Genomic DNA, 17,085 nt, shown 5'->3' on the forward strand with positions numbered 1-17,085 from the left:
AAAATGATATTCATCTATACTTTGCTACCCTTTAGGTTCTACTAAAATGACATCTTCTAAATCATATAAATTCGCCTTTGGTTTTGCATAAATAATATGTGCAAGGCCATATTTATCCGGCTCTTGATCTATTACCTCCGCTACTTCAAGACCAGGTGGTATTTTCCGGCTCAATTCAGAGGTAATAATGCTATCACCTATTTTTATTTCTTTCGCTTTATCTGATGGAATATTATCAATTCGAAGAGCTTGTTTTTCCTTATCATACCCTGTAACAAATCCTAAAATGGATGAGTTATTTTGGAAGGTGATTGCTAAACGATTTGTTCTTTCATCTTTCGTAATTAATTTCACAATAGATGTAAATTGATCTACACTCTCTACCTTTCCAATAAGACCACTCACCGTCATAACAGCCATATCAACCTTTACACCATGTTGTACCCCTCTATTAAGAGCGATTTTTCCATACCAATCTTCTGCTACACGCCTTACTACTGTAGCTTGAATTAAATTATATTTTCCTTGTTCCTTTAATTCTCTCGTCTTGTTGATAAGCTTAGTAAGGTTTTCTTTCTCCTCACTTAACATTTGCACTTTACTCTTTAACGATTCTTGGTTCTCGATTTTTTCTTGCAATAATTGATTCTCTTTATATACTTTATAAATGTCTTCTATATTGTTAACAATATTTTGTACATGCCTATTATTCGTACATACATACATCATCAATAAAACAAAAAGAATAATTGAAAGAAATAATAATATTTTCCTCTTAGAAACCTGCATAATCATCCTGTTACTCCTTACCATTTTTTATCTACACAATATAGAATACTAGTAGTTGTATACAGAAGAAATGCAGTTTAGATAAAGTTCAGATAATCTTTATCTTCTTTATAAAAATTTTAGAAATTATCATATACTGCCATTACATTTGAAGCTTGATCGTTACTTTATCTATTGAATTCAACTTATAATTTCTATAACTAATTATGTTTTATTGTTACTTTTTCTTTTGCTTTAGCTGGTATTTCGTCACCTTGTATTTCTTCCCATTTCATACCATAGGTCCCTTTAGATTTAATCTTTAAATATGCCCCTATTCGTAAATGTTTTGAAGAAGTCATCATAATTTTTTGTTCTTTACCAGATTCATCATATCCTTTAAATTTATAATTCCATCTACCAAAACCATTACTTTTGGCTTCATACTCCCCATCACTGTCGACAACAGCATAATAAATATCTTCTTTAATAAACGGATTGAGTTGATCTACAATCGGTCCACCTTTCACTATAAGTAATGTAACTCCAACTATAACCAATATCATAAACGCACTTAATTTTTTCATATAACTTTCGATTCTCCACTTCTCTGTTTTATTAGTCAATGTCCCCCTGAATGATGGAATAAGACTCCCTCTAAATCAATAGCAACACTATCACTCATTCTTCCCTAATTAGAAGGTAACCGATATTTCTAATGCCCTTCTAATTAAATTGGCAATAAGATAATAAATTGAATAACCCCATTTTCATATTCCGCTCGAATTTCTCCTTTGTGCAATTCAACAATGCTTTTTGCAATTGCAAGCCCCAAGCCTGAACCTTCTACAGCTCTACTTCTAGATTGATCTTTTTTATAAAAACGCTCAAATAAGTTCTCTAACTCTTTTTTTGTAAATTCTTCACTATGATTCGCTATAGAAATTTTGATATGCTGTTCTTCTCTTTGAAGTGAAACTTGAATTTCCACTTTATCTATACTGTATTTAATTGCATTTATTAAGAGATTTTCAAACACACGTACCATTTTTTCTGAATCCACAACGGCATATATACGATCTTCCTGAAATTTTTTCACGAATGAGAGATTATGTTCCTCCGCTTGTGGTACTAGCTCTTCTATTAACTGATCAAGTAGTTCATTCATACACACTTCTTGCGAATCTAATACCATATTTTCATCTGTTAGTTTTGTATACTCAAACAAATCCTCTATTAACATCTTCAACTGCTCTGATTTTGAGAAAGCAATTTTTATATACTCATCATGCTGTTCTTTATTTTCATATTTCGCATCACCTAGTAAGCGTAAATACCCCATAATAGAAGTAAGTGGTGTTCTTAAATCATGTGATACATTTGTAATCAATTCACTTTTTTGTTTCTCTATTTGTTTTTCTTTTTCTATATTAGCCAAAAGCTTTTCTGCCATTTGATTAATATTTGAAGTTAACACACCTATTTCATCTTGACCTGCCTGTTTGATTTTATATTGTAAGTTCCCTTTCGAAAACTCTCTTACTCCTTCTGCCATTGCTTCAATCTGATTCATTTTCCTTTTCGTTATATAAAAGAAAGAAAGTAGAAAAGTAATAAAACCTAGTACAGATGGGAATGGACTACTACCGTTCACTACATACTTTACATTTCCTTGTGGTATACCACTTGCAATGATATACATATTTTTCGTATTAACAGTAACTGGATAAAAGGTTGTAAACTCCTTACGCTTTTGTTCAGCTCTATCTTGAATTAAATTCTGTGCCTCTACATAGCGTACTTGATCCATTTTAAAATCCATTACATTACGCATCGTCTCATGAAGATTAATCTGTTCTTCCGGTGCTCCCTTTGTTTTATAAACGACTTTCCCATTCTCATCTATTATTAAAACCTTCAATTGATTTTGATGATTTAATTGATCAAGCAGTTCTTGTATATTAATTTCCTTACCCTCTTCTGTCATACTTTCAACAAGCCTTTGTGTCTGTCCATCAATGGCTTCCATACCTGATGCATAATCAATGATAGAAATTTTATTCGCATCCTCGAAAAAGGAAGATGAAGACCACCCTACTAATACACCAAGTAATGTACAGAAAGTAAATGTAGTAATTAGCTGTACCCGTATGCTCTTTTGCAAATAACTAACTGTTTTACCTATCATTTTTTTTAAAACTTGATTCATCCATATTATCGGTTCAAATATCTTTCTCAATCTTGTAGCCAACTCCCCATACTGTTTTAATGTAACGAGGCTTCCTTGGAATTGCCTCTATCTTTTCACGTATTTTCCGAATATGTACCATCACAGTATTATCGGATTGGAAAGCTTGCTCTTTCCATACTCTTTCATAAATTTGCTCTGCATTTAATACCATTCCTTGATTTCGTGCAAGCAATTCTAATACCTCAAACTCTCTCGGTGTCAATTTCACCTCTTCATTTGCAATAATGACCTGCCGCGTTGCTATATTTATCTTTATATCTCCAACTTCAAATACATTTTCATCTTTTACACTTGCCCCGCTCATTTTCATATATCTCCGAAGTTGTGATTTAATACGAGCAATGAGTTCAAGTGGATTAAATGGTTTTGCTACGTAATCGTCTGCTCCAGTTGTTAACCCTAGAATCTTGTCCATATCTTGCGTTTTTGCCGACAGCATAATAATGGGCATTTCCGCTATTTCTCTCACTTTCATACACATATGAATACCATCTATTTTCGGCATCATAATATCAAGTACAATTAGATGCACGTCTCTTTTCCTTACTATTTCTAACCCCTCTTCACCATCTCTAGCTTGTAATACTTCGTAACCTTCATTCTTCAAATAGATGGCGATAAGTTTTCTAATTTCCTTCTCATCGTCCACGATAAGTATCGTTCCTTTACTCATAAAATCTCCTCCAGCATCATTTACCAAACTATGAATGTTGCTTTATTTCACTCACTACCGCATTCTTCTTATGCATATACACATAAGAAATACTAGAAACTATGATAACGATGCCACCAAAATATATACCATACTCGGTCACAAGGGTTACTATCATTTCTATATGCTTTCCAAATATAGAGCCTAGCACAAAGTAAACTAACGTCCAAACAAATCCTGTTACATATGAATAAATCGCATACGTTTTAAATGACATGTTATTCATTCCTACTAAATACGGTACGATATGTCTCACAACGGGGATAAAATAACTTATTACTAATGCATAATGACCATATTTCCCTACTATCTCTTGTGATTTTAAAAGGTACTTCGCCTTCTTCTTTTTCATCAATTTTTCAAGCACTCTTATGCCAAATATTTTCCCTAGTATGTAACCTAAAGAAAGCCCAGATACAACGCCTAAATATGTTAATAAAAACGCAGGAATGACACTTAATACGCCTAATGAAGATACAAATCCACCACTCATTACAATCATTTCATCTGGAATCGGCATACCGATAATACCAAGCCATAAACAAAAAAATAGTGCCCAATAACCATACTGCTCAATGTATGATATTAATTCATGTAGCTCCATTATGCATATGCTCCCCTTAGCACTTTTTTACAGCTAAAGACGTAGGCTGGCGGGAAATTAAACCAAACTTTTTCTAGTGTAATTTCAGGGAAGAAATGCTGTATAAATCCTTTTTTCACAAGTGAATATTGAAATGTAATGAATTCACCACTCTCATGTATCGCTTCCATTGCGTTGTTTAAAATGCGTTTTGAAACCTCTTCTGGTAAAGATGTGAAAGGCAATCCTGATAAGACGTAATCAATGCATTCTATATTGAGCTCTTCCATATACGTCTTTATATTTTCAGCTGAACCATGTACAACAATGACATTCTGCTCATCTTTAAATTTTCTCTTTAGCTCTTTGAAAAACACTTCATTAATTTCGATAAGAAGAAACATTGTCTCCTTCTTCTTTCGCTTCATAATTTCTTTCGTAAAGACTCCTGTACCAGGACCTGATTCCACAATGCACTTCGCTCTATTAAAATCAATTACATCTACCATTTTCTTTGCTAATATTTTTGAACTTGGCGCAATCGCACCAGTATGTTTCGGGTGTTTAATAAATTCATGTAAGAATGTTATGAGTTGCATGTAAATCTCTCCCCATTCGTTCAATAGTTTTTAACTTGTGTTTAAGTATAACTATCGTTTCTTAATAAAAATTGAGGAGATTTCTTAAGATTTTATGAAGAAATCAAAAAACAGCTACCGCTTATAGCGATAGCTGCCCCTTTATTACTTCGCGCTCACAATCTTATAATAAGAACGAACTGTTAAGAAGTAATATCCGATATAAATGACACCGTATACTCCGATACTAATTAGGAGCGGAATCATAATTTCAAACGGTAGTATGTTCCCTAAACCTTTTAATGCAAACAAGCTGTGTAGAATTCCGATTACTAACGGAATCGCAAAGATAAAGCTTACTTGTTTTGCGATAGCTTTTTTCATTTCCTGTTTCGTTACCCCGACTTTACGAAGTACAACATAACGCTCACGATCAGCATTTGCTTCTGTTAATTGTTTAAAGTAAATGATAGAACCTGTTGCTAGTAAGAATACAAGTCCTAAGAACATTCCGATGAACATCATTAGTCCAGTTGCTTCAAGTCCCATATGGAAACCAGTATAGAAGTCTCTAAATGGTGGTGCCATTTCTGATTCACCAGCTGGCATCACTTTTGTTAATTTTTCTGTTAATACTTTACTGTTTCTTTCATCTTTTACATCAATATTTTTCACAACACGTGTTCCAAATGCTTGCTTCGCTTGTTCATACATTTCATCTGGAACGACAACAACTAATTCACCTAAGTTCGTAATTGCATTATTATTTGCACCTTGGATCGTCAATGTCTTCGTTTCATTTCCAATTTGGAATACCGCTTTATTTCCTTTATATTCAGGGCTAAACTCATACCCTTCAATATAAGAACTATCATATATAAAGGCTTCACCGGCAGCTATATTCACTGTTTCTACATCGATTTTTTTAGCAAGTTTATTAAATTCAGATTGAGATATAAATTGATATTTCTCTGAGATACTGTAGTTCATATTAAAGATGAAATCGACTTTAACTCCTTCAAACTTTCCTTTTACAGGAACCATCTCAGCTTCAAATTGATCTTTTACAGGATGATTCTCTTTTTCCTCAGCAAAAATCGCATTTACTTTCTTATCTAGTTCTGCATCTTTCTTCTCATAAGAGTAGCTGTATGGTGCAACTGCTTTTGATTGTGTAAATGTATTGTAATACATCGTAACTGACGTACCAACCGCTGTTAATGTTACCGCACTTAAAATAGAAATTGTCGCAAGTGACTTTGCATTCCCTTTAATACGATATAGTAGCTGTGACGTCGTTACCATATTCATACCGTTATAAAACGATGATTTATTATTTCTTGCACGTTTCAATACGAATACAGTAAAGAACATAAATAGTAAGTACGTACCTAATACTGTCGCAAGTAAAATATAAAGTGCAACTGCCATAAAGTTTGCATACATAATTGCCTTCATAAACATTAACGCTAAGAAATAACCTGAACCGATTAAGAAAACTGAAATTAATGCCATAATGACAGATCCTTTTGGCATTGCTTCTCCTTCACGTTCTGCGCGGAAAAGTTCAATTAACTTAAAGCGATAAATTAAACGATACCCTTGGAGTGATGTATATAAAATAATCACAAAGAAAATAATTGCTGTATCAATAATGGCAGCCATCGGTACTTCAAAATGAACGTTTAAGTTTAATCCCATCATACTTACTAATAACTCAAGGAATAATTTTGAAAGGACACTACCAATCGCAATCCCGATTACTAATGACATTAATCCCATTAACATATTTTCATAAAAGAGCATTTTACCAATTTGTCTTTTACGAATACCTAATAAAGAATATAAGCCAACTTCTTTTTTACGTTTACGTGTAAAGAATCCGTTCGAATATATAATGAACACTGCTACGAAAATGATAAGCATCACACTGGAAACTTGAAACGCACCGCTAATCTTTTTAGAGGCTTCCGCTGCTTTTTCCATTTGTGAATTATATTGCAGTGCTTTAAATGTAAAGTAAATGACGATACTAAAAATCATAGATGCAAAATATACAAAGTAGTCTTTAAAATTCCGCTGTATGTTGCGGAGGGCAATGCTAGATAAGGTCATCAGCCATACCTCCAGAAATGGAAGACATTACGTCAACGACTTTTTGGAAGAACTGTTTACGTGTTGATTCACCGCGGTGCAATTCTTTATATAACTCACCATCTTTAATGAAAATAACTCGTTTACAATAACTCGCCGCAAATGCATCATGCGTTACCATTAAAATTGTAGAGTTATCATATTCATTTAACGACTTCATACTTTCTAATAAATCTGTCGCTGATTTAGAATCAAGTGCTCCAGTCGGCTCGTCCCCAAATATCATACTCGGACTTGTAACGATCGCACGCGATGCTGCGCAGCGCTGCTTCTGCCCACCAGATACTTGATATGGGAACTGACTTAAAATATGATCAATACCGAATTTCTTTGAGATTTCAAGAACGCGGCGATCAATCTCATTCGCTTTCACCTTCGATAACGCAAGAGGTAACGCAATGTTTTCTTTTACCGTTAACGTATCTAATAAGTTATAATCTTGGAAGATGAAACCTAAATGATCACGGCGGAACAACGCCAGCTTATCATCATTCATCTTCATGATATCTTTTCCATCAATTAAAATCTCACCGTCCGTCGCATTATCAATTGTAGAAAGGACATTTAAAAGAGTCGTCTTCCCAGAACCAGAAGGCCCCATAATTCCAACGAACTCCCCTTCTTTTACTTGTAAGTTAATACCTTTTAAAGCTGCAAATTTATTCCCACCTGTGTCATATACTTTTTCAATATTTTTTGCTTCTAACACTGTTTTCATCTCGACATCCCTCATTTCTTCTATTCTCTATTTTCAACTATATACACTCTCTACTCTTGCCACTATCGATGTTTCTTACACAAACATGACAGTTATGTAAGGCACATAAGCGGAGAAATCAAAATTTAACCTAATGAGCTAAAGTACTTTGTTACTATAACATTGGGATATCATGCCATCCATTCATTCTCCTTACAGGAACATTACAATTTTGTAAGGTTAAAAATGCACCCTACAAAGCTGTGCACGAAATGTCGGATGGAGCTATTTCGTTCTTGCTATTCTATATACAAAGGAGGTCATATAATGGATTCACTTAAAAATATGAATGCGGCAATGCGGTATATTGAGGAAAACCTTACACATGAACTTGATTTTAAAGAAGTCGCAAAAATAGCTCTCTGCTCCGAATATCATTTCAAAAGAATGTTTTCTTTTTTAGCTGGCATACCACTATCAGAATATATTCGCTGTAGACGTCTTACGCTTGCTGTCTTTGAACTAAAAGATAGCAATGCAAAAGTCATTGATGTCGCTATAAAATATGGCTACAACTCACCAGATTCATTTACACGTGCATTTCAAAATTTGCACGGAATAACGCCTTCAGAAGCTCGAAGTACTAGTCGTTCTTTGAAAGCTTATTCACCAATGACCTTCCAACTATCCATTCAAGGAGGAAATGAAATGAACTATCGAATTGAAGAAAAAGGGCCATTTCAAATCATTGGTATACAAAAACGAGTACCGATTGTTTTTAACGGTGTAAACGAAGAAATTGCTTCTATGTGGAAAAGTTTAGACAGCCAATCAATCGAAACATTAAAGTCCCTTTCAAATATTGAACCTACCGGAATTATTAGTGCTTCTACGAATTTTTCTGAAGGAAGAATGGAGGAAAAAGGCGAACTCGATCACTATATTGGAGTAGCCACAACGAAAGATTGTCCAAAGCAATTCAAACAACTTGAAGTCGCAAATTCAACATGGGCTATATTTGAAGCTGTCGGTCCATTTCCTGATGCATTACAAAATGTGTGGGGACGTATTTATTCCGAATGGTTCCCTTCTTCGAACTATGAACTAGCGGAAGGACCGGAAATATTGTGGAATGAAAGTAAAGACGTATCATCGCCGAATTTCAGAAGCGAGATATGGGTACCTGTTTTAAAAAAGTAATATAAAGGTCTAAAATTTTTCAAAATAAAGAAGCTGCTCTTCCTCTTTAAAGGAAAAGCAGCTTCTTATTTTATACTTCTTCTCGACTCGTTCTTATACAAGAAAATAGTAATAATCGCAAGCACTATAATAACTCCAAAAGTAAATACCCTGTAGTTCGAGATAGCCTCAGTACCGATTAACAAAGCAGGTATAACAGCCATAATTAAGCCACCAAACATACCGACAAACGATCCTACACTTTGTTTTACTATTTGAGTTTCTGATACCCAATCATAATAACCAAATCGATTATTAATAAAAATCCCCCATACTGCCGAAAAGAATGAATATGTTATCGGTGTTATTACGATGAAAAGAGAACTCCAAACATCTAGTTTTAACCCTATTATCAGTAATACGGCACTAATAAGTGATGCAGGTATACTTAATGAAAGATTCATAAGTATTTTACTGTCATAAATCATCTTTGGCGTAATAGGTAACGACTTAATAATCCATACATTTTTTCCTTCTAATGACAATGACACACATGTTGTACACGTCATCGAAATCGCTGCTGCAATAGCAAATGGCGCAACCTTTTGCAACAGGGTCTCAATTCCAGGGTACGCTATTAATTGACTTGGTCCTACTACAACTATAGCTAGCGAGAAAGCTATCGCCATCACGACTCCCATTCCACTATTTATGACATACACTGTAGAAGAGAAGAAACGTTTCAGCTCTTTTTTATACAATGCGACCAATACACTTTCTTTTCTCATGCCATGAATCTCATAATTTGAAAGCATATGATAAGTGGTAATCTCTGTATTTATTTGCTTATATTTTAACGAAAGTATTTTTACAAAAAGATAATACCAAATAACTGATATCCCAACGAATAGGATGAAAGCTACAATATCAGCATGAACAATTGCTTTTTGAAACATGTTAGCTAGTGGATACACTTTAGTTAATTGCTCCGAAACAATTGCACCAATCCCGTTCATATCATTAAGGCTATATTGAGCATTTCCGTTTTTTAGCATAAAGAAACCGAATGTAATAATTACTATGAAACTTAAAATCGTAGTTATTTTATTCGTATTTTTAAATTTAGAAGCGATTGCCGTAATCGCAGCTCCAAAGACCGCTGCGATTGTTGTTGGAATTAAAGATGCTATAAACATACTGATGAACCACATAAAGTAAAAAGAAACTGATGGCTTCTCATGTATGCCATAAACAACTCCCATTGGTAGCATGATTATGATTGAAAAGATCGTATTCAGCAAATATAAATACAAAAACCTACTTGTAATAACAGTACTTACACGAATCGGTAATGACATTAAAAGGTCGTAGTCCTTAAAAGCAAAAATCTCTCCGTTTGCCTTAAATATAGTGAAAAACAACGTCAATACACTGCTAATAACTAATGCATAAACTGGGATAATTCCACTTATTCCCAAGCTCACCAACCCATATGCTGAGGCACCACAATATAGCATTAACATGACACCCACCAAGGCAATAGACACTGACAACAAAATCTTATTCTGCTTCTTCTTTTTATCTTTTTCGTATTTAAAAGTATTTAAACCAAGCTGTGTTATCAAGCGGATTTTTAAAAGATCTAGACTACTAATATTCATTAGCAAGCTCCTTCATAAAGAGCTCTTCCAATGAACCTTCCTTTATTAAAGAATTCACTTCCCCTGAAAGTGCTAATTTCCCTCTATTAATCATCGCTATTTTATTACATAACTTCTCCGCTACATCTAAAACATGAGTAGAAAAGAAAATCGCACTTCCCTTTTCACAAAGCTCCTTCATAATACCTTTCAACACTACAGCAGCCTTTGGATCAAGACCAACGAAAGGTTCATCTAAAACTAATAATTTCGGTTTATGCAAAACCGCTGATATAATCGCCACTTTTTGTTTCATACCATGTGAATAAGAAGATATTAAATCACCTAGGTACGGTGTAATCTCAAAAGCATCTCCATACTTTTGTATCTCCTTTTCCCGCTCTTTTGCAGACACCTTAAAAACATCCGCAACAAAGTTTAAATATTGAATTCCTGTTAATTGCTCATATAAATCTGGATTATCTGGAATATACGCCATTACTCTTTTACATGCAATCGGATCCTTTTTTACTGAATGGCCATCAACAAAAATTTCGCCCTCTTCAAAATCTATAACTCCTACTAATGACTTTATCGTTGTACTTTTCCCCGCACCGTTATGTCCAATAAATCCAAAGATATCTCCTGCTTGAACAGTAATATTTAACTGATCTACTGCTTTTTTTCCACCTTTGTATGTCTTACTAAAATTTATAATTTCTAACATGTGATTTCCCCCAAACTATCCCTTGGATTAAAAACGAAATATTCAGACTGAAAAGCCTTTAATTTTACTCAGTAAGTTTTTTATCCTCACTGAGTATTAGAACCTGTTAACACATAAAAACTATAAATATTAAATTTGATTAGTGTAGTTCAATCGCTTATTGCTCACAATTGCATTTCTTTTTTATAAATAACATATGACTTTATCGTTGATATGAAGATGCATACTAATATTATTCCAATTGCCATAAAAATATTGAATGGATCTGGAAGTACCGCCCCAGCATATATACAAAGTGCACCTATTACAAATACCTTCGAAGCAAATCTGTGTGTTTTTCTCCAAACTACAGGATTTTCTAATGTCCAGTCCATCCGGATTCCTACTAAGCCATTTGGCTTCGTTTGTTGCATATAATTGCCGAGTACTAAAAACAATGTTCCAAGTCCGAAATTAAATGCAATGGAGCCCGATGCAATATAATTAGACACTGCTAATAGCGCAAATATATTACAGCCGAACCCTATCAAAAGAATGGCATAATGGATTGCAGAAAGGACTTTAGCATGCTGTTTATACTTATCTTTCGTTACATCAATATACCCCATAGCTAGCCATATCAAATACAGCAACACCATACTACCTATTGAAACTGAACTCGCTTCTACTTTAGAAAAATATCCATCTACCATTCCTGCAGCATTATAATGACGTGGAATTTGTTTCGGTAAATAAGGCCATACAATGTACCAGCCAATTGCAATTGCAATAATTAAACTCCATGGTAATACGTGTCTTTTCATCCTCTCTCCCCCATAAATTTTATATTAAGCCCCTATCTCTTTCTTATAAACAACATAGGAATAAACCATTGTACCAACAACCAGTACAACGACAACGCTTAACAAACAAATCATCTTCCACATTCCCGGAAGAAACGAGGAAAATATGATTACAATACCACCAATCATCATAATCTTTGATCCTATCCTATGCGTTTTTCTCCATACATTTTCACTACTTAAAGTCCATGGTGTCTTAATACCTATGAAGAAATTTGGTTTACATTGCTGCATATAATTGCCGAGTACAACGAAAAGGATACCGACCATTATGTTCACAACAATTCCAATTGGAACGTTATATCCTAAACCATTTGCTAGTGTCATCATATTAATAGTAAATAAGAAAAATAAAATTGCTCCATTTATCCTTCCAAGTGCTTTAGGAAATTTTTTATAGTTATCGTACTTCGGATCGATCTTAGGTAATACAGTCACTAATACATATATAAAAACCATAATTGCTACATCAAAAATCATCATTCCCATTTTTGACATATATCCATCTACTTCATCAGCAATGTTCCAATGACTCGGAACTTCTTCTGGCAAATGTGGCCAAGCAAACGCCCATGCAATACAAGTTATAAGAATTAATATAATTGCGATAAGATGCTTCCTCATTTCCCCTCTTCCCCCTTATTCGTAAACGTAAACACCCAAGTCAATAAATCCTGAAATACAGTTGTGTTCAAAGAATACACAACGAATTGCCCTTTCTTTTCATCTTGAATAAGTTCAGCATTTTTAAGCGCACTTAAATGATGTGAAATACTTGGCTTTGTCATATTGAACTGTTCAGCAATCTCACCAGCAGTTAAATCGCCTTCTTTTAATAAATCTAAAATTTTTCGCCTTGTTGGGTCTGCTAATGCTTTGAATGCTTGGTTCAATGTCTTTCTTCCTTTCGATAATTAGACATTTAGATATTTATCTAAATGTTAAAATAATTTCAGTTAATTGTCAATTATATATACGGCCCTTTTTACTTTTTCCACTTTTGACCTATACTGTTTACTAGCTTATATTTCAACATAATGAAAAGACGTGAAACACATGGTACACTATAGCTACAATTGTTTTCTTGAGGAGGAATATACATATGTATAAAATTTTAATCGTTGAAGACGATCCAAATATTTCATCATTACTGCAATCTCACATTCAAAAATACGGCTATGATGCTGTTGTTGCAGAGAACTTCGATGATATTATGGAATCGTTTAATGCCGTGAAACCACATCTTGTTTTACTTGATGTAAACTTACCGAAATTTGATGGATTCTACTGGTGCCGTCAAATTCGTCATGAATCTACTTGTCCAATTATTTTCATTTCGGCTCGTGCTGGTGAAATGGAACAAATTATGGCGATTGAAAGCGGTGCGGATGATTACATTACGAAACCGTTCCACTATGACGTTGTAATGGCAAAAATTAAAGGGCAATTACGCCGTATTTACGGTGATTATGCACCAAATATTTCTGAACGTATCGTTGAGGTTGAAGGACTAAAACTATTCCCTGAGCGTCCAGAAATTCATTTTGGAGCTGAGCAAGTTCTTTTAACAAAGAAAGAAGCTATTTTAGCAGAAATGCTATTATCTAAATTCCCACGTACAGCGAGCCGTGAAGATTTACTAGCCGCTCTTTGGGATGACGAAAGCTTCGTTGAGGAAAATACATTAAACGTAAACATCACGCGTCTTCGTAAAAAGTTCAATGAGCTTGGTATTGAAAATGCTATTGAAACAGTACGTGGACTTGGGTATCGTTTTAACGCAACTTGGAGTGAATAAGCATGAAGTTATTTTTACGTGATCATTTTGCATTTTTCCTACTATATGTATTAAACTTCGGAATCATTTTCGTTCTTTATGATGCAGTAGACGGATTTCAAAATAATAAGTTTTACTTCATCGTTTTAAGCTTATACTTATTCATCTGTTTCCTCGCTTATCGTTACGTTCGTAACCGTAGAATGTATCACAGATTAAGTGAACCACCAGAGAAAATGGAAGATGCATTTATTGAAAGAGCGACTGCGCCTATGCCCCACGGTGTAAATGAGCTCGTTCGTACGCAATATCGTCTATTCCAAAAAGACCTACAAACATTTGAAGTAAAACAACAAGAACACCAATTATTTATTAACCACTGGGTACATCAAATGAAAACGCCCGTTTCTGTTATGCAACTTATGGTGCTTGAAATGGAAGATGAACATTTAATCCCGCAATTTAAAAAAGAGTTAGAGCGACTAAATCAAGGACTCGATATGGCTTTATACATGGCAAGATTGAACAACTTCCATGAAGACTTCCATGTTGAGACTGTTTCATTAAAAGATGCTGTAACAAAAAATATTAACGGATTAAAAGAGCTATTCATTCGAAACGGGGTCTTCCCTGTTTTAGAAGTTCATTCAGATTTAAAAGTTGCTTCTGATGCGAAATGGCTAAATTTCATCATTTATCAGTTGATGACAAATGCTGTTCGTTATTCTGGTGAACGCGGAAAGAAAGTTTTCTTATCAGCTTATCGAAATGGAAAAGATATCATTTTGGAAGTTCGTGATGAGGGCGTTGGTATTCCGCAAGAAGATGTTCGAAGAGTATTTGAACCATTTTACACTGGGAAAAATGGTCGTACATTCGGAGAATCTACTGGTATGGGACTTTATATCGTAAGTAAAATTTGTGATTATTTAGGTCATTCTGTAAAACTAGACTCTGAAGTTGGTAAAGGAACGACGATTAAAATCATCTTCCACAACGCTGCAAACAATCAAGCAGAAAATACGGAGAAGGTGGCCGAAGCATGATCGTAACATATGCTAGCAAAATGTATGAGAATTTACTCTCATACATTTTTTGCAATAAGACTACATATTACCCTTGTAACGGGAGGTATGTATTATGACATTTTGGCAATTTGCATTTAAAAACATAACGCGCAACTCGAGAGCTTATTTTGCCTATTTTTTAAGCAGTGCCTTTTCCATTGCTGTTTTCTTTTCGTTTGCCGTTTATTTATTCCATCCGAAATTACAAAACTTCACTATGATCTCTGAAGTTTCAGGATTAATGATATTTTCAGAAGTAGTAATTGTATTCTTCTCTTTCTTCTTTTTACTATATTCTATCGGTACCTTTTTAAAAGTTCGAAAAAAACAATTCGGGGTTTTAACCGTTTTAGGAATATCGAGAAAACAATTACACCGTCTCGTTTTCATAGAAAATATGTTAATCGGTATTTTATCCATCTTTTTCGGCATGCAATTTGGACTCGTTTTTTCACAATTTTTCTTATTAGTGACCGCGAAAATTGCGCACGTACCAGGGATATATTTGTACTGGTGGCCTACTAACGCTATCCTTTTAACAACAATTGTTTTTCTTGGTCTTTTTATCGTTGTATCTGCATTTACACCAATGCTCATTCGAACAAAAAAATCGGTACATCTTTTAAAAGCAAATGGCGGGAATCAAAAAGAACGAAAGCCATCCATACTCATTTCTCTATTTGGTGCTATATGTTTAATAGGTGGCTACGCTTTAGCTGGTAACCCCACATATTTCATATCATTAAACCCGCAAATAGGGATAATCTATATGATTTCGAGTATTTTTGTCATTCCGGTACTCGTTTCAATTGGAACATATTTCTTCTTTTCACAAATTAGTTTCTTGCTCATTCATCTTTTGAAAAAGAGACGAAAGTTTTATATGAAGCGTATTAATATGCTTTGGATTTCAGACTTGGCTAGCCGCATTCGGTCAAATATTAATATGCTTTTCATTGTAGCGATGTTATCTACGCTTGCTTTTACGATGATCACATTTTTATATAGCTTCGGGAAATTTGCAAAACTTGATGTTGAACGAAATTCATCATTCGCATTTTCTTATTTCTCATATGCTGAGAACCCGTTTACTTCCCAGCACTTAAATTGGCTGGAAGAGCAATTAAAAGATGGGAAATTTTCTTATAAAAAAACAAAAGTAGATTTATATGATACACCTGTAAAAGCGGAAAGCGGTACGGAAATTTATTATGGCACATACGCCATAAAACAAAGTGACTATAATAAACTTGCTACGTCCGTACAATTAAAACAACTATTTATAAATGATAATGAAACATATATATTATCTGGAGCCGCATATTTCCCATTGTTTAGTGCATTCGATCAAAATTACACTAAAACACATATTACACTCGCTAGCACAAATTATAAGCTACAAGTAAAAGGATTCGAAATAAATAATCCGCTCCCTGCTTCTTTCGCGTATGAAACGTTAGTATTATCTGATGCTGTCGTTAACAATTTACCAAATAACACAAAACATATAACAGCCTATAATTACAACGTAGAGAACTGGGAAAATACATATGCAATTGCTGATGAGTTTGTAAAACGAGTTGATAAAGACCGTGCGAGTGTTGAGCACGAAGGAGTGCTCGTTCGTGTTTTCGAAGCGGGCAATTCCCTATACAGAATCAAATCTGGAAGTGCTTCCTACTTCCTCATTGGGACATTCCTTGGGATTATTTTCTTTATTGGTGCTGGCAGTGTACTATACTTCCGTATGTATACAGATTTAACAACCGAACAAGAAAAGTATGTAACGATTACAAAGATTGGCTTAACAGAATCAGAAATGAAACGCTCTGCAACAATTCAACTTAGTATTTTATTTTTCGTTCCATACATTATGGCATCCATTCATACAATGTTTGCGACAAAAATGCTACAAGATGTAATTGATTTATCGTTGTTCACTGAAGTTTCAGCTGTTCTTATTATTTTTGGTGTAATTGAAATCATCTTTTTCTTCTTCATCCGTTCGCTTTATATGCAAAAATTATCACAATATACGAACGATTAACATATTAAAAAGTTATTATATGAGAAGGTGGGGTCTCACTCCTCCTTTTTCATGCTCGTTATA

General features: G+C 34.2%; 17 protein-coding genes. 4 read left to right on the forward strand and 13 right to left on the reverse strand.

The features are described from left to right. Positions 1–24: 24 nt before the first annotated feature. The 8 genes from mreC to KPL75_RS10805 all read right to left on the reverse strand — a co-directional run bounded on the left by mreC (position 25) and on the right by KPL75_RS10805 (position 7,764). The gene (mreC, locus tag KPL75_RS10770) at positions 25–795 is read right to left on the reverse strand and encodes a rod shape-determining protein MreC (protein ID WP_002067772.1); all 771 of its coding nucleotides are present in this window, start codon (positions 793–795) and stop codon (positions 25–27) included. 194 nt (positions 796–989) lie between these two features. After that, complete coding sequence (locus KPL75_RS10775; protein ID WP_219921096.1) at positions 990–1,355, reverse strand: YxeA family protein; 366 nt, start codon at positions 1,353–1,355, stop codon at positions 990–992. 143 nt (positions 1,356–1,498) lie between these two features. Next, complete coding sequence (locus KPL75_RS10780) at positions 1,499–3,007, reverse strand: sensor histidine kinase (protein WP_219920659.1); 1,509 nt, start codon at positions 3,005–3,007, stop codon at positions 1,499–1,501. Next, complete coding sequence (locus KPL75_RS10785) at positions 2,991–3,692, reverse strand: response regulator transcription factor (RefSeq protein WP_219920660.1); 702 nt, start codon at positions 3,690–3,692, stop codon at positions 2,991–2,993. The genes KPL75_RS10780 and KPL75_RS10785 overlap by 17 nt, the downstream gene beginning before the upstream one ends. Positions 3,693–3,720: 28 nt before the next feature. Next, on the reverse strand, positions 3,721–4,335 hold the full coding sequence (locus KPL75_RS10790; RefSeq protein ID WP_016095913.1) for a DedA family protein: 615 nt from the start codon (positions 4,333–4,335) through the stop codon (positions 3,721–3,723). Beyond that, positions 4,335–4,913, reverse strand: coding sequence for a class I SAM-dependent methyltransferase (locus tag KPL75_RS10795; RefSeq protein ID WP_219920661.1), 579 nt, complete (start codon positions 4,911–4,913; stop codon positions 4,335–4,337). Before KPL75_RS10795 ends, KPL75_RS10790 begins: the two co-directional genes overlap by 1 nt. A gap of 144 nt (positions 4,914–5,057) precedes the next feature. Next, positions 5,058–7,007, reverse strand: coding sequence for an ABC transporter permease (locus KPL75_RS10800; protein WP_201040793.1), 1,950 nt, complete (start codon positions 7,005–7,007; stop codon positions 5,058–5,060). Next, positions 6,994–7,764: an ABC transporter ATP-binding protein gene (locus tag KPL75_RS10805; protein ID WP_219920662.1), complete on the reverse strand. Its 771-nt coding sequence runs from the start codon at positions 7,762–7,764 to the stop codon at positions 6,994–6,996. Before KPL75_RS10805 ends, KPL75_RS10800 begins: the two co-directional genes overlap by 14 nt. Positions 7,765–8,070: 306 nt before the next feature. Between KPL75_RS10805 and KPL75_RS10810 the strand changes: the two genes are divergently transcribed. After that, the gene (locus KPL75_RS10810) at positions 8,071–8,943 is read left to right on the forward strand and encodes an AraC family transcriptional regulator (protein ID WP_219920663.1); all 873 of its coding nucleotides are present in this window, start codon (positions 8,071–8,073) and stop codon (positions 8,941–8,943) included. Between the two features lie 65 nt (positions 8,944–9,008). On the opposite strand, the gene KPL75_RS10815 is transcribed toward KPL75_RS10810, so the two are convergent. From KPL75_RS10815 to KPL75_RS10835, 5 genes are all read right to left on the reverse strand, one after another. Beyond that, complete coding sequence (locus KPL75_RS10815; protein ID WP_219920664.1) at positions 9,009–10,583, reverse strand: permease; 1,575 nt, start codon at positions 10,581–10,583, stop codon at positions 9,009–9,011. Next, entirely contained in the window at positions 10,573–11,289 is a 717-nt protein-coding gene (locus KPL75_RS10820) for an ABC transporter ATP-binding protein (RefSeq protein ID WP_219920665.1), read from the reverse strand. The genes KPL75_RS10815 and KPL75_RS10820 overlap by 11 nt, the downstream gene beginning before the upstream one ends. A gap of 164 nt (positions 11,290–11,453) precedes the next feature. After that, a complete protein-coding gene (locus KPL75_RS10825; protein ID WP_201064104.1) occupies positions 11,454–12,092 on the reverse strand; it encodes an SdpI family protein in 639 nt (212 codons plus the stop codon). A gap of 24 nt (positions 12,093–12,116) precedes the next feature. After that, positions 12,117–12,755, reverse strand: coding sequence for an SdpI family protein (locus KPL75_RS10830; RefSeq protein WP_219920666.1), 639 nt, complete (start codon positions 12,753–12,755; stop codon positions 12,117–12,119). Continuing rightward, positions 12,752–13,024: an autorepressor SdpR family transcription factor gene (locus tag KPL75_RS10835; RefSeq protein WP_002067754.1), complete on the reverse strand. Its 273-nt coding sequence runs from the start codon at positions 13,022–13,024 to the stop codon at positions 12,752–12,754. Before KPL75_RS10835 ends, KPL75_RS10830 begins: the two co-directional genes overlap by 4 nt. 209 nt (positions 13,025–13,233) lie before the next feature. Between KPL75_RS10835 and KPL75_RS10840 the strand changes: the two genes are divergently transcribed. From KPL75_RS10840 to KPL75_RS10850, 3 genes are all read left to right on the forward strand, one after another. Next, entirely contained in the window at positions 13,234–13,929 is a 696-nt protein-coding gene (locus tag KPL75_RS10840) for a response regulator transcription factor (RefSeq protein ID WP_000276730.1), read from the forward strand. 2 nt (positions 13,930–13,931) lie between these two features. Further along, a complete protein-coding gene (locus KPL75_RS10845) occupies positions 13,932–14,954 on the forward strand; it encodes a sensor histidine kinase (protein ID WP_219920667.1) in 1,023 nt (340 codons plus the stop codon). A gap of 94 nt (positions 14,955–15,048) precedes the next feature. Continuing rightward, positions 15,049–17,022 carry an ABC transporter permease gene (locus tag KPL75_RS10850; RefSeq protein WP_219920669.1) on the forward strand — a complete coding sequence of 658 codons (1,974 nt, stop codon included), beginning with the start codon at positions 15,049–15,051 and terminating at the stop codon, positions 17,020–17,022. Positions 17,023–17,085: the final 63 nt, after the last annotated feature.

Source organism: Bacillus sp. NP247, from assembly GCF_018966865.1.
In the GTDB taxonomy this organism is placed as follows: Bacteria; Bacillota; Bacilli; order Bacillales; family Bacillaceae_G; genus Bacillus_A.

Bases quoted from the DNA above. Each gene is read 5' to 3' on its own strand.
- mreC (WP_002067772.1), bottom strand. From the start codon at position 795: ATGATTATGCAGGTTTCTAAGAGGAAAATATTATTATTTCTTTCAATT.
- KPL75_RS10775 (WP_219921096.1), bottom strand. From the start codon at position 1,355: ATGAAAAAATTAAGTGCGTTTATGATATTGGTTATAGTTGGAGTTACA.
- KPL75_RS10785 (WP_219920660.1), bottom strand. From the start codon at position 3,692: ATGAGTAAAGGAACGATACTTATCGTGGACGATGAGAAGGAAATTAGA.
- KPL75_RS10790 (WP_016095913.1), bottom strand. From the start codon at position 4,335: ATGGAGCTACATGAATTAATATCATACATTGAGCAGTATGGTTATTGG.
- KPL75_RS10795 (WP_219920661.1), bottom strand. From the start codon at position 4,913: ATGCAACTCATAACATTCTTACATGAATTTATTAAACACCCGAAACAT.
- KPL75_RS10800 (WP_201040793.1), bottom strand. From the start codon at position 7,007: ATGACCTTATCTAGCATTGCCCTCCGCAACATACAGCGGAATTTTAAA.
- KPL75_RS10805 (WP_219920662.1), bottom strand. From the start codon at position 7,764: ATGAAAACAGTGTTAGAAGCAAAAAATATTGAAAAAGTATATGACACA.
- KPL75_RS10810 (WP_219920663.1), top strand. From the start codon at position 8,071: ATGGATTCACTTAAAAATATGAATGCGGCAATGCGGTATATTGAGGAA.
- KPL75_RS10815 (WP_219920664.1), bottom strand. From the start codon at position 10,583: ATGAATATTAGTAGTCTAGATCTTTTAAAAATCCGCTTGATAACACAG.
- KPL75_RS10820 (WP_219920665.1), bottom strand. From the start codon at position 11,289: ATGTTAGAAATTATAAATTTTAGTAAGACATACAAAGGTGGAAAAAAA.
- KPL75_RS10825 (WP_201064104.1), bottom strand. From the start codon at position 12,092: ATGAAAAGACACGTATTACCATGGAGTTTAATTATTGCAATTGCAATT.
- KPL75_RS10830 (WP_219920666.1), bottom strand. From the start codon at position 12,755: ATGAGGAAGCATCTTATCGCAATTATATTAATTCTTATAACTTGTATT.
- KPL75_RS10840 (WP_000276730.1), top strand. From the start codon at position 13,234: ATGTATAAAATTTTAATCGTTGAAGACGATCCAAATATTTCATCATTA.
- KPL75_RS10845 (WP_219920667.1), top strand. From the start codon at position 13,932: ATGAAGTTATTTTTACGTGATCATTTTGCATTTTTCCTACTATATGTA.
- KPL75_RS10850 (WP_219920669.1), top strand. From the start codon at position 15,049: ATGACATTTTGGCAATTTGCATTTAAAAACATAACGCGCAACTCGAGA.